Genomic DNA, 13975 nt, shown 5'->3' with positions numbered 1-13975 from the left:
TTACCAACGATAGTGAGAGAACGCGCGATTGGCCTCGGCCATCTTGAAGACGTCCTCACGCTTCTTGACGGAAGCGCCCAGGCCGTTGGAAGCGTCGAGGATCTCGTTGGCGAGACGCTCGGCCATGGTCTTCTCCTTGCGAGCGCGGGAGAAGTTGACGATCCAGCGGATACCCAGAGCGGTGGAACGACGGGAGTTGACCTCCATCGGGACCTGATAGGTAGCGCCACCGACACGCTTGGGCTTAACCTCGAGCGTGGGCTTGACGTTGTCCATAGCCTTCTTGAAGGTAGCGAGAGCGTCGCCACCCTCGGACTTCTCGGCAACGATCTCGAAAGCGGTGTAAACGATGCGCTCAGCGGTGGCCTTCTTGCCGTCAAGAAGGACCTTGTTGATGAGCTGAGTCACCAGGCGGTTGTTGTAAACGGCGTCAGGCTGAACCTCACGACGATTAGCTGCTGCACGACGCGGCATGTGAAATCTCCTTAAGTGTCTACCGTGCGGCGCTTAGGCGGCACACGGCGAAAGTATCAAAACGTTATCTGGCTTATTTAGCCTTGGGGCGCTTAGCACCGTACTTGGAACGGGCCTGCATACGGTTCTGGACCGGAGCAGCGTCGTAGGCGCCACGGATGACGTGATAACGGACACCAGGGAGGTCACGGACACGACCGCCGCGGACGAGCACGATGGAGTGCTCCTGCAGGTTGTGGCCCTCACCCGGGATGTAAGCAGTAACTTCGATGCCGTTGACAAGGCGAACACGGGCAACCTTACGAAGAGCCGAGTTCGGCTTCTTGGGGCTCGTGGTGAAGACGCGGGTGCACACGCCGCGCTTCTGGGAGTTGTGCTGCAGAGCAGCGTTCTTGGACTTCTTGGGCACGGAACGACGGCCCTGGCGAACCAGCTGGTTAATAGTAGGCAAAGCGTACTCCTTCTCGAATGATTCCAGCTTTCTGTAAAGTGCAACGGCTTGAATCGAGGGGTCAGCATCCCCCTACGAAACACGCAGTTCGATAGGATACGTGCCGTTAGCTGTGCCGTCAACAGACCACGCCGCCGGGCGTATCCTAAAATAGCCATATTTCCGCAAAGCCTACACAAAAGGAATCCCCTTCTGTGCGCGGGTGTGGATTCCCGGACCGGGCGGCACAGGGGTTAAGTTTGCTGCTCTACAGTCCTGGCTCGCACGGAGGCCACATTAAGTGGCCTCCGGCTCGTGCGGAACTCGCGACAAACTTAACCCCTGTGCCGCCCGGTCCGGGAATCCAACGTGCTCGTCGGGGCAACGTTCCCTGCCAAAAAGGGACAGGTTAATTTTGGTCGGTTTTATCTGGGGAAACGTCGCACTCCAGCGCTTGTCCGCACTCACCTATTACCTGTAGATCGGCGACGTTTTCGGAAGTATGCGGCAAATTTTGGACTTGCTGAGCGCACAGGGGTTTTGCGATAACAAACCCGCAGGTAGAGCGCTTGAGCATATGCGGTGTAGTCAACCCATCAGGATTTTGCCGCATACTTCAGAAATGCAGGCGAATATCGTGCGGTCTAACCGCCCATTTACCGCAAAGAAGGCCGCTTCCCCTAGTAGGAAGCGGCCCCAAATCTTACGAATAGACGATGGTAAAGGGTTCCGACGTTTCGGCGCCCCCTGTTGAAGTGCAGCGTGTGCCCTCAAGCGTTACTGAGACCACTTGGTCGACATCAATCAACTTCGTTGGCACCCAGATGTTCTCTCCGCTATTGCGCGTATAAGAAAAATATAAGTTGAACGCCCCTGCGTCGTCATCTTCGATAATCTGCTCCGATCCATCCTTGTAGGTAACCGTCAACTTCTTCGTGACTGCGTCAATGCCCAGATCATCGATGTGCGTCTGGATGGAAAACGGGCTGATCTCGAGAGGCGAATCATCGGAGCGGAGTTCCTTAGTATCGACGTTCGCTCCAACGCTAAACTCGGGCGTCGATGCCTCGAACGGCTTCGCATCCTCTCCTTCGCCCTCGGTCCACGAGATATTCCAGGTGACCGCATGTTGAAAACCTCGCTCGCGATCCATCGAAGCAAAGTACATCGTGCCATTAATGACAGTATCGCTTGATGTGTCCTTATCAATTGTGCAGCGTGTGTCAGCCCATTCCTCGCCGAAGTTCATGCTGGGCGTGCCGATGCCTTGTTCTTCTTCACCATAGAGAACAAGTTCGCCTGTCTCTGCTGCCGGCTTGTAGTAGTTAACGCCATTTGAATTGGACAACGTAAACGTCACGGCTCCGCAGCCGTTTTGGTCAATAGCCATCTCATGGATATCAAGCGTATAGCCGTTACCCTCGACGGACAGATTAACCTCCTGAACTGCGCCCTCCAGGCTTTGGGGCGCGATGCCGTCACCAAACTCTCTGGTGTAGGTATATTTAGTCCCCGATGAACCGCCGTTGGTCCAGGTAATGGAATCCCCGTTGCCGTGGTTTCCCCAGGCTGAGGCAAAATAGCTGGAATTGATAACTGCGTAGGCGACCCCTCCGGTCGCCAACACTCCGACAAGACATCCGATTACGGCAACATAGAGAGGCTTCGCGTGGCCCTTTCGATGAAGCGGCTCACCCGCAGCGGTATTAAGGACGCGATCTGCAAGATTGCTATCGGCTTGGATGGACTCGAAGGCCTGCTTGATTTGATTGGATTTCACGGTCGCCCTCCTCTAGGATGAATTTGAGCTTCGATCGACCACGAGCTAAACGCGTTCGAACGGTCGCGGCTGGTACATGCAACAACTCGGCAATCTCTGAGGTCGAAAAGCCCAGATAGTAATAGAGCACGATGGGGATACGGAATCGTTCCGGAAGCCGCATGACATCTGACAGGACGGCCTTGGTCTCATCCTGCGCTGTCGAAAGCGACTCGGCCAGGTTCTCAATATCCTCCACACGCCTCCATGGCTTTCGAAAGAGAGATTTGCATTCATTGATCGTGACCCGGATAAGCCATCGACGAAGATGTTCCCAGCTTTCAAATTGCGCATCGCTTTTGAGTAACTTCAGAAAGACGTCTTGAGCGATATCGTCGGCGTCGGCGCGATCACGCAGGTACGTCAACGCGATCCGAAACACGACATCCCGGTGGTCTTCGACCGCCTGTCTAAATGCTTGTTCTTCCATAATCACCTCCCGGTGACGTTAATAATTCTTGGTGAGGCCCTCACCTTAAATACGCTCTTGTCGGGCGAAATGTTTCAAATTCAAGCAGGAAAAACCTACCAAAATAAACCTGTCCCTTTTTGGCAGGTTTTCTTTAACAAAAAAGACCCGCTCCCCTGTTGGGAAGCGGGTCTTTGGAAGGGCGGTTAACGTACTAGGAAATTACTCCTCGTCGTTGTCCTTGGCCTCTTCGGCGTCGTCGGTGTCCACGAGCTGGTTGAGCAGCTCGTCGAGGGAAGCCATGTCCTCGTTGATGGCACCGTTGGCGGGAGCCTTCTTGTCGTCGATCGGGGCGCCCAGGAGCTCCTCGTCGGCGTCGGCGTGATGCGTCGGCGCGGCGGAGGTGCCCAGCAGGATGTCGTCCGGACCGTCGGGGCTAAAGACCATCTGCAGCAGCTGCGAGAGGTCTTCCTCGTCGGCAACGTCGTCGTTGTTCTCGAGGATGTAGAGCAGGTCGTGGGCCTCAAGACCGTCACGGAGCTCCTCGATCGCCTTGGCACCGATGCCATCGATGCGCAGCAGATCCTCCTCGGACTTGCCGACCAGGTCGCCGACCGTCTCGATGCCGACCTCGCTGAACTTGTTGGTCCAGCGCTGCGACACGCCCAGGTCGTCGAACAGGTACAGGCGAGCCTTCTCGGCGGAGATGGTGTGGCCGTTGCGGGTGAACGAACCGTCAGCACCACCGAACTCGTCGTAGCCGGCCCAGTCGAGCTGCTGCGGGAGCTGCTCGTCCAGGTCCTTGAGCTCCACAGGAGCCCACTCGGGCAGCGACTTGGCGTTGGGCGAAGCCGGGCCGTCGATGTCCACGTAGCCGTCGGCCGTGCGATACGTCAGCTTGGCGTTGGCGTACGGCTTGAGGCCAGTACCAGCCGGGATCTTTTTACCGACAATGACGTTGGACTTAAGGTCGAGCAGGTGGTCGACCTTGCCCTCGATGGCAGCCTCGGTAAGGACGCCGGCGGTACGGATGAACGAAGCGCTCGACAGCCAGGAGTCGATGTTGGACGCGACCTTGAGCGTACCCAGGATGACGGGCTCGGCCACAGGAGCCTGACCGCCCAGACGGGCAACGCGCTCGACCTCGTCGGCGAACTCGTAGCGGTCGACGTACTGACCAAGCAGGTACTTGGAGTCGCCGGGGTTGGTAATCTGAACGCGACGCAGCATCTGACGTGCGAGCACCTCGATGTGCTTGTCGTTCAGGTCGACGCCCTGGCTGGTGTATACGTCCTTAACGCTCTCGACGAAGGTGTGCATCGTCGACTCGATGTCGGTCAGCTTGCGCAGGTTACGGAAGTTGACGAAGCCCTTGGTGATCTGATCGCCGGCGCGAACCTCGCAGCCGTCCTCGATCTCGGGCATAAAGCGCACCGAAGCGGGGACGCGGCGCTCGTCGAGGACACGGGTGTGATCCTCGGAGTCGGTGAGCGTCAGCACGTACTCGGACTTCTCGGGCTTAATCGAGAGGTGGCCGGAGTACGGAGCCAGCTCGGCCTCGCGACCCAGGATCTTCTCGTTGACGTTGCCGACGATATCGAACATACGGCTGACCGTAGGCAGACCCTGCGTAATATCGTCGACGCCAGCGACGCCGCCGGAGTGAATGGTACGCATCGTAAGCTGCGTACCGGGCTCGCCGATGGACTGGGCGGCAATAATGCCGACCGCAGTACCGATGGCGACCGGACGACGGGTGGAAAGATCCCAGCCGTAGCACTTCTGGCACACGCCGTACTTGGAGCGGCAGGTGAGCAGCGCGCGAAGCTTGACCTTCTTAAGGCCGGCATCGACCATCTTCTGGATGTCGGCGACCTTCTCGATGTAGCCGTCCTGCTCAAAGAGCACGGTGCCATCGGGAGCCACGACGTCCTCAATGAAGCAACGGCCGACGAGGTCGGTGTTGAGGTCGGTGGTGCCGGGGATGATGAGGTTGTAGGTGACGCCCTCGTGCGTACCGCAGTCCTCCTCGCGGACGATGACGTCCTGGGCCACGTCGACAAGACGACGGGTCAGGTAACCAGAGTCCGAGGTGTGGGATGCGGTATCGACCAGGCCCTTACGGGCGCCGTAGGTCGAAATGAAGTACTCGAGCGGCAGCAGACCCTCGCGGAAGTTCGCCTTAATGGGAAGGTCGATCGTCTCGCCGGACATGTCTGCCATCAGGCCACGCATGCCGCCGAGCTGACGCAGCTGGGTCTTAGAACCACGGGCGCCGGAGTCGGCCATCATGTACAGCGGGTTCTCCTCGTCGAACATGTCGAGCATGAGCGCTGCAACCTTATCGGTACAAGCGGTCCACTCGTTAACGACTTCGATGTGGCGCTCCGTCTCGTTGATGAAGCCCTCCTCGAAGTACTCGTTGATCTGGTCGACGTTGGCCTGGGCGCGGTCGAGCAGCTCCTGCTTCTCGGCAGGGATGAGAGCGTCCCACACCGAGATGGTGAGGCCGGCGCGGGTAGCGTAGTGGAAGCCGGAGTACTTGATGGCGTCAAGGATCGGGCCGACCTTGGCCTCGGGGTAACGATCGCAGCAGTCGGCAACCAGCTTGGCCACGTCGCCCTTGACCATCTTGTAGTTCATGAACTCGTAGTCTTCGGGCAGGCACTGGCGGTTGAAGATGATGCGGCCGATAGAGGTCTCGAAGCGAGCGGTCTTATTGCCGGTGACATCGTAGTCGACGAACTCGTTCTTGCCGTTCTTGACGCGGAAGATACGGGTGCCGTCCTCGTTGATGACGTTGGCATCGGCAGCGGACACGCGGACCTGGATCTTGGCCTGCATGTCGACCTCGGAGCGGCAGTCATAGGCGTGCAGTGCGTCGTCGAAGCTCGAGAACACGTGGTTCTCGCCCGGCAGACCCTCGCGGACCTGGGTGAGGTAGTACACACCGATGATCATGTCCTGCGAGGGGATGTTAACCGGCTTGCCGGATGCCGGCGAGCGCAGGTTGTTCGCAGAGAGCATGAGCACGCGAGCCTCGGCCTGAGCCTGGCTGGACAGCGGCACGTGGACAGACATCTGGTCGCCGTCGAAGTCGGCGTTGAAGGGCGAGCAGACCAGCGGGTGCAGGTGGATAGCCTTGCCCTCGACCAGCACCGGCTCAAAGGCCTGGATGGACAGACGGTGCAGGGTCGGTGCACGGTTGAGCAGCACGACGCGGCCGTCGATGACCTCTTCGAGGATATCCCACACAAAGGTGGCACCGCGGTCGATAGCGCGCTTGGCGCCCTTGATGTTCTCGACCTTGCCAAGCTCGACCAGGCGCTTCATGACGAAGGGCTTGAAGAGCTCCAGCGCCATGGTCTTGGGCAGACCGCACTGGTGCAGCAGCAGCTTGGGGTCGGTAACGATAACCGAACGGCCGGAGTAGTCGACACGCTTACCCAGCAGGTTCTGACGGAAACGACCCTGCTTGCCCTTGAGGGCCTCGGCGAGCGACTTGAGCGGGCGACCGCCACGACCAGAGACCGGGCGACCACGACGGCCGTTGTCGAACAGGGCGTCCACGGACTCCTGGAGCATGCGCTTCTCGTTGTTCACGATAATCGCAGGGGCGTCCAGGTCGAGCAGGCGCTTGAGTCGGTTGTTACGGTTGATCACGCGACGATACAGGTCGTTGAGGTCGGACGCAGCGAAGCGGCCGCCGTCAAGCTGGACCATCGGGCGCAGATCGGGCGGAATGACCGGGATGACGTCCAGAATCATGTTCGCGGGGCTGTTGCCGCCCTTCAGGAAGGCGTCAACGACCTCGAGGCGCTTGACGGCCTTCTCGCGCTTCTGCTTCTGGGAGTCCTCGTCGGCGATGATGGCCTTGAGCTTCTCGGCCTCGGAGGGGAGGTCGATGGCAGCGAGCAGGTCGCGGACGGCCTCGGCACCCATGCCACCCTTGAAGTACATGGAGTAGTAACGGGTCATCTCGCGGAACAGCGGCTCATCAGAGATGAGGTCGCGCTCGGTGAGCTTCATGAAGGCGTTGAAGGCGTCCGTGCGGAGCTGCTTCTCGTCCTTGCACTCTTCCTCGATGTCGACGATGCCAGAGGCAATCTCCTCGGGGGTCAGCGGCTCCTCGTCGGAGAACTCGTCAAAGTTCTCGGGGTTGCCCTGCTCCTTGAGGGACTCAATCTGGCGGGCGCACTCGGCATCGATCTCTTCCAGATCGGCGGCGAGCTCCTCGCGCAGGTCGTCGGCGTCGGCCTCGCGAGCCTCGTAGTCGACCTCGGTGATGATGTAGCTGGCAAAGTACAGAACCTTCTCGAGGTCCTTGGACTTGATGTCGAGCATACGGCTCATCGGGAAGCTCGTGGGGCTCTTGAAATACCAGATGTGGGACACGGGAGCGGCGAGCTCGATGTGGCCCATGCGGTCGCGACGCACCTTGGCCGAGGTGACCTCGACGCCGCAGCGCTCGCAGACGATGCCCTTAAAGCGGATGCCCTTGTACTTGCCGCAGGAGCACTCCCAGTCCTTGGCGGGACCGAAGATCTTCTCGCAGAACAGGCCGTCCTTCTCGGGCTTGAGGGTACGGTAATTGATGGTCTCCGGCTTCTTAACCTCACCGTGCGACCAGGAACGGATCTGGTCGGCGGAGGCAAGGGAGATCTTTACCGAGTCAAAATCAGTAGCTTCGAAATCTGCCACAGTCAACTACTCCTTATCAGTGGTCGTGGCGGCGACAGCCTCGGGCGCCTCGTCGGTCTCGGCATCCTGGGCCTCGACGTCGGCGTCAACGCCGGCGAGCGCAGCCAGGTCGTCGAGAGCAGAGGTCTCCTCGGCGGTCACAGGGGCGGAGGCGTCCTCGTCGGCATCGTGCATGGGCTCGATGTCCAGTGCGAGCGAACGAATCTCCTTGACGAGAACCTTGAAGGACTCGGGGATACCCGGGACAGGAACGTTCTCGCCCTTGACGATGGACTCGTAGGTCTTGACGCGGCCCACGGTATCGTCGGACTTGACGGTCAGGATCTCCTGCAGGACGTTGGACGCACCGTACGCGTACAGTGCCCAAACTTCCATCTCGCCGAAGCGCTGGCCGCCGAACTGAGCCTTGCCGCCCAGAGGCTGCTGGGTAACCAGGCTGTAAGGGCCGGTCGAACGGGCGTGGATCTTGTCGTCGACCATGTGGCCGAGCTTGAGGATGTAGGACGTACCCACGGTAATGGGCTCGCGGAACTCCTCGCCGGTGCGGCCGTCGAACAGGCGGGTCTTGCCGCGCTCGTCAAGCTGGGTGACGAACTCGGGGCGCATGTGATCGCCAAAGGCAGCGGTGGCCTTGTTGAGCATGTTCTTGTTGGCACGACGGATGACCTCGGCGATTTCGTCCTCCTTGGCGCCGTCGAAGACGGGCGTCGCGGTGAAGAACGGACCGGGGACGTACTTGTCGGAGTCGGCCTGCTCGGTATCCCAACCGCACGCAGCAGCCCAGCCAAGGTGGCACTCGAGCAGCTGGCCGACGTTCATACGCGAAGGAACGCCCAGCGGGTTGAGGATAACGTCGATCGGGGTACCGTCAGCCATGTAGGGCATGTCCTCGACCGGCAGAACGTTGCAGATAACACCCTTGTTGCCGTGGCGACCGGCAATCTTATCGCCCTGCTGGATCTTACGACGCTGGGCGACGTAAACGCGCACCTGCTCGTTGACGCCGGGGGCCAGGTCGTCGCCGTTCTCGCGGCTAAAGCGGACGACGTCGATGACGCGGCCGTAAGCGCCGTGAGGCATCTTAAGGGAGGTGTCGCGGACGTCGTGGGCCTTGGCACCGAAGATGGCACGCAGCAGGCGCTCCTCGGCGGTCAGAGCGCTCTCGCCCTTAGGCGTGACCTTGCCGACCAGGATGTCGCCAGGGCCGACCTCGGCGCCGATGCGGATGATGCCGTCCTCGTCGAGGTTGGCAAGCATGTCCTCGGAGAGGTTCGGGATCTCGCGGGTGATCTCCTCGGGGCCGAGCTTGGTGTCGCGAGCATCGATCTCGTGACGGGTGATGTTGATGGTCGTCAGCAGGTCCTCGGCCACCAGGCGCTCGGACACGACGATACCGTCCTCGTAGTTGAAGCCTTCCCACGGCATGTATGCCACGGTGAGGTTCTGGCCCAGTGCGAGCTCGCCATGATCGGTCGAAGGACCGTCAGCCAGGGGCTCGCCCTGCTCAACGGTGTCACCGACGCGCACGAGCGGACGGTGGTTGATGCAGGTGGACTGGTTGGAGCGCTGGTACTTGGCCAGGTGATACTCGTCCATGCCGCCGGCATGCTTGACGATGATCTTGGCAGCGTCGGCAAAGATGACCTCGCCGGCGTTCTTGGCCAGGGTGACCTCGCCGGAGTCCAGAGCGGCGCGACGCTCCATGCCGGTACCGACATAGGGAGCGGCAGGGTGAACCAGCGGCACGGCCTGACGCTGCATGTTGGCGCCCATCAGCGTACGCTTGGCGTCGTCGTGCTCCAGGAACGGGATCAGCGTGGCTGCGACGGAGAGCATCTGACGCGGCGAGACGTCCATGTAGTCGACGTCCTCGACAGGCACGTCGGCGGGAGCGCCGAAGGAGCCGTCGAAGTCGCGGGTACGGGCGATCACGGTGTGCGGGCGGACAAGCTTGCCCTCGGCATCGGTCGTGATGAACTCGTTGGTCTTGGGATCGAGCGGCGTGTTGGCCGGCGCGATGACGTGTTTCTCTTCCTCGTCAGCGGTCATCCAGTCGATCTGGTCGGTGGCAACGCCGTTCTCGACGCGGCGGAACGGAGCCTCGATGAAACCGTACTCGTTGACGCGGGCGTAGAGGGCGAGCGAGCCGATCAGGCCGATGTTGGGGCCTTCGGGAGTCTCGATCGGGCACATGCGGCTGTAGTGCGAGTTGTGAACGTCGCGGACGGCCGTCGGCACGTTGGTGCGGCGGCTGGAGCCGGACTTGTGGCCGGCAAGACCGCCAGGGCCGAGTGCGGACAGACGGCGCTTGTGGGTCAGACCGGTCAGGGGGTTCGCCTGGTCCATGAACTGCGAGAGCTGCGAGGAACCGAAGAACTCCTTGATGGAGGCCACGATCGGGCGGATGTTGATGAGCGACTGCGGGGTGATCTCGTCGATGTCCTGGGAGCTCATGCGCTCACGGACAACGCGCTCCATACGGCTCATGCCGATACGGAACTGGTTGGCGACGAGCTCGCCGACGGTGCGGATGCGGCGGTTGCCAAAGTGGTCGATGTCGTCGACCTTGAAGCCCTGCTCGCCGGCGGCGAGGGACAGCAGGTAGCGCAGCGTAGCGACGATATCCTCGTCGGTGAGCACCGTGACCTCTTCCTCGGTGGTGAGGTTGAGCTTCTTGTTGACCTTGTAACGACCGACGCGGGCCAGATCGTAGCGCTGCGGGTTAAAGAGCAGGCCCTCGAGCAGGCTGCGGGAAGCGTCCACGGTGGGAGGCTCGCCCGGGCGCAGACGACGGTAGATCTCGATAAGGGCATCCTCGCGGGTGAGGGCGGTATCACGCTCGAGGGTGCGCTTGATCACATCGGAGTTGCCGAGCAGCTCGATGATGTCGTCGTTGGTGACGGCGATGCCAAGGGCGCGCAGGAACATCGTGGCGCTCTGCTTGCGCTTACGGTCGATGGAGACCATGAGCTGGTCGCGCTTGTCGACCTCAAACTCAAGCCAGGCACCGCGGGACGGGATGATCTGGGCCTTGTAGATCTGCTTGCCCGAATCCATCTCGGAGCTGTAGTACACGCCCGGGGAGCGGACGAGCTGCGAGACGACGATACGCTCGGTACCGTTGATGATGAAGGTGCCCTGATCGGTCATCATGGGGAAGTCGCCCATAAAGACGAGCTGCTCCTTGATCTCGCCGGTCTCCTTGTTGGTGAGACGGACGTCGGTCAGAAGCGGGGCCTGATAGGTCATGTCCTTCTCGCGGCACTCCTCGACGGTGTGCGCGGGGTCGCCGAACTGATGCTCGCCGAAGGTAACCTCGAGAACATGGTTCTGGCTCTGGATGGGGCTGGATTCCTTGAACGCCTCACGAAGGCCCTCGTCCTTAAAACGCTCAAAGGATTCCCTTTGAACAGAGATAAGGTTGGGGAGCTCCATGGCCTCCGGGATTTTCCCGAAGCTGACGCGCTTGCGCTCAGTGGCAGTGTATGCGTAGGTCACCAGGTTTTTCCTCCTTCACGGAAATGCTCGGTGGGTTGGCGAGGCATAGCTTCGCCAGTTATCGCAACCTAATAGTTTATCAGGTACCGATCGTTGGGCAAGAAAAGCCTTGACGCAATTGAGTTTTTGGAGTAGCAAAGTTTTTCGACAGAAAATGCGCAGGTAGATGCATGTATATCGAACACCTGTTCATATATTTTCTGTGAACAGAGGGCCAGCAATCGCAGCTCTTATAAAAAACGGGCGCGAACCGAAGTCCGCGCCCGTAAATGTCGATGCCCGAAGGCTTACTTGCGCATCAATCCGCCGCGCTCGTCAATGGCGTCCCAGAAGGCGCTGGCAAAGCGGGGGTCGCTTGCAGCCATGAGGGCGTTGGTGGCCATCCAGCCAGAGGGAGTGCCGGTGTCGTAGCCCGAGAGCGGGTCGATGACGACAGCGTACATGGCCTCGCGGTCGAGCGAACGGGCCATGGCGTCGGTGAGCTGGATCTCGCCGCCCTTGCCGGCCTGCTGATCTGCCAGCAGGTCCATGACCAGCGGGCTCAGCAAGTAGCGACCGACAATGTACAGGTTGGACGGAGCAGCCTCGGGAGCAGGCTTCTCGACCAGACCGCCGATACGCCAGACAGCGCCCGGCTCGGCATCGGCAACGTCCTCGGCGCCTTCGAGCGAACCGACGCGCTCACCGGCGATAACGCCGTAGCGGCTGACTTCCTCGGGCGAGCAAGCAGCGACGGCGATAACCGAAGCTCCACCGTGCTCCTTGGAAACGGCGAGCATCTTGTCGCAGATGTCGCGATTAGGCACAACGTAGTCGCCCAGAAGAACCAGGAAGTTCTCCCCTGCCACGGCGTCGGCAGCAGAGCGGATAGCATGGCCGAGGCCCTTGGGCTCGTACTGATAACGGAAGTCGACCGGCATACCGCCAGCGTGGGCGACGGCATCGGCATAGGCGTTCTTGCCGCGCTCGCGCAGCAGGTTCTCGAGCGAGCGATCGGGCTGGAAGTAGTTCAGTAGCTCGGGCTTACCGGGAGAAGTAACGATGATGGCGTCGTCGACCTCCTCGGGGTCGAGCGCCTCCTCAACGACGTACTGAATGACGGGCTTGTCGAGCACCGGCAGCATCTCTTTGGGCGTGCACTTGGTGCCAGGCAGAAAACGCGTGCCAAGACCGGCGGCGGGGATGATTGCCTTCATGTTATTCAAAGATCCTTTCGCAGGCGCAAAAGCGCCCCATGCGTGCGGCACACAGCCGCAGACCAAATTGCGATACCCAAGCATCTTACCGCTGGAACTATATGTCGCTACAAGGCAGAGACAATTCTTCAGCAGGTCAACGCAAATTATTGCCCGAATGGTGCAATTTTACGCCCCAGCGGTAACGGGATTGGCACGGCGAAGACAACGATGTTCTGCGTGCCGAGCAATGGGAATGAGGGGCCGATACAAAAAAGACGGGGCTCGCATAGCGAGCCCCGTCTGCAAAGAAATCTGGCGAGAGAGCCTGATTACTTGAGGGTGACAGCAGCGCCAGCAGCCTCGAGCTTCTCCTTGGCAGCCTCGGCGTCCTCCTTCTTGGCACCCTCGAGAACAGCCTTGGGAGCGCCCTCGACGACCTCCTTGGCCTCCTTCAGGCCAAGGTTGGTGAGCTCACGGACGGCCTTGATGACCTGGATCTTGTTGTCGCCGAAGCCCTCGAGCACGACGTCAAACTCGGTCTTCTCCTCGGCCTCAGCAGCGCCAGCAGCGGGAGCGGCGACAACAGCGGCAGGAGCAGCGGCGGAAACGCCGAAGGTGTCCTCGATAGCCTTGACGAGCTCGGAAGCCTCGAGAAGGGTCATTTCCTTAAGAGCATCGATGATCTCATCGGTGGTAAGCTTAGCCATTTCTAAGTCCTTTCGGTTTCCGTGCGGATGCACGGAGATCAGTTAAAACACGGCGCGAATGCGCCAGGGGTGCGGCGTTGCCGCCGCGGGTGAAAACAGCGACTAGGCTGCCTTCTGCTCGGAGACCTGCTGGATCGAACGAGCGAGACCAGAGGAAACGCCGTTGACGCAGACAGCGATGTCGCGAGCGAAACCGGAGATGAGACCGGCGATCTGGCCGAGAAGCTGATCCTTGGTGGGCAGCTCGGCGATAGCCTTAACATCATCAGCGGAAACGGCCTTGCCGTCGGAGATACCGCCCTTGATCTCAAGGACGCCCTTGGACTTAGCGGAGAAGTCCTTAAGGGCCTTAGCGGCCTCGACCGGCTCGGACTCGTAGAACACATAAGCGACGGGGCCGGCGAGGATCTCGTCGAGCTCGGGCTGCTCCTGGTTCTTGAGAGCGATCTTGACCAGGTTGTTCTTGTAGACCTTCATCTCGGCGCCGCACTCGCGAAGCTGATGACGCAGCTCCTGAGCCTGCTTAACCGTCAGACCGTTGTAGTTGACGACGAACAGACCGGCGTTCTCGGCGATACGAGACTCGATCTCTGCAACCTTGTCGATTTTGTACTGCTGGGGCATGAATTACACCTCCTCGAATTCTTTCCGGGCACGGTCCGCCACAAGGACGTGACGGGGGCATGTCCAAAAAGAAAGCCCCCGCGCTGCATGAGCGACGGGGGCGAGAAGACATATCAACTCGACCACCTCGGCTGG

At 60.4% G+C, this 13975-nt stretch carries 9 protein-coding genes; all 9 read right to left on the bottom strand.

Going from position 1 to position 13975, the window contains the following annotated elements:
- The 9 genes from rpsG to rplJ all read right to left on the bottom strand — a co-directional run bounded on the left by rpsG (position 1) and on the right by rplJ (position 13840).
- Positions 1-474, bottom strand: coding sequence for a 30S ribosomal protein S7 (gene rpsG, locus AAA138_RS02585; protein ID WP_006235013.1), 474 nt, complete (start codon positions 472-474; stop codon positions 1-3).
- Positions 475-547: 73 nt separating this feature from the next.
- Positions 548-925, bottom strand: a complete 378-nt coding sequence (rpsL, locus tag AAA138_RS02580; protein ID WP_006235012.1) for a 30S ribosomal protein S12 — start codon at positions 923-925, stop codon at positions 548-550.
- A gap of 682 nt (positions 926-1607) precedes the next feature.
- On the bottom strand, positions 1608-2684 hold the full coding sequence (locus AAA138_RS02575; RefSeq protein ID WP_349089452.1) for a DUF4179 domain-containing protein: 1077 nt from the start codon (positions 2682-2684) through the stop codon (positions 1608-1610).
- On the bottom strand, positions 2635-3153 hold the full coding sequence (locus tag AAA138_RS02570; RefSeq protein WP_349089451.1) for an RNA polymerase sigma factor: 519 nt from the start codon (positions 3151-3153) through the stop codon (positions 2635-2637). The genes AAA138_RS02575 and AAA138_RS02570 overlap by 50 nt, the downstream gene beginning before the upstream one ends.
- Before the next feature lie 201 nt (positions 3154-3354).
- Positions 3355-7833: a DNA-directed RNA polymerase subunit beta' gene (locus tag AAA138_RS02565; protein ID WP_195503394.1), complete on the bottom strand. Its 4479-nt coding sequence runs from the start codon at positions 7831-7833 to the stop codon at positions 3355-3357.
- Positions 7834-7839: 6 nt separating this feature from the next.
- On the bottom strand, positions 7840-11331 hold the full coding sequence (locus AAA138_RS02560) for a DNA-directed RNA polymerase subunit beta (protein WP_271803438.1): 3492 nt from the start codon (positions 11329-11331) through the stop codon (positions 7840-7842).
- Between the two features lie 287 nt (positions 11332-11618).
- Positions 11619-12527, bottom strand: a complete 909-nt coding sequence (locus tag AAA138_RS02555; RefSeq protein ID WP_117745808.1) for a UTP--glucose-1-phosphate uridylyltransferase — start codon at positions 12525-12527, stop codon at positions 11619-11621.
- A gap of 311 nt (positions 12528-12838) precedes the next feature.
- Positions 12839-13216, bottom strand: a complete 378-nt coding sequence (rplL, locus tag AAA138_RS02550) for a 50S ribosomal protein L7/L12 (protein ID WP_006235005.1) — start codon at positions 13214-13216, stop codon at positions 12839-12841.
- Between the two features lie 102 nt (positions 13217-13318).
- Positions 13319-13840: a 50S ribosomal protein L10 gene (gene rplJ / locus AAA138_RS02545; RefSeq protein WP_006235004.1), complete on the bottom strand. Its 522-nt coding sequence runs from the start codon at positions 13838-13840 to the stop codon at positions 13319-13321.
- Between the last annotated feature and the right edge of the window lie 135 nt (positions 13841-13975).

This window comes from Collinsella sp. CLA-JM-H32B (assembly GCF_040098065.1).
Taxonomy (GTDB): Bacteria; Actinomycetota; Coriobacteriia; order Coriobacteriales; family Coriobacteriaceae; genus Collinsella.
Note: the sequence above shows the minus strand (reverse complement) of the source record. Positions and strands in the feature narration are given on the sequence as shown.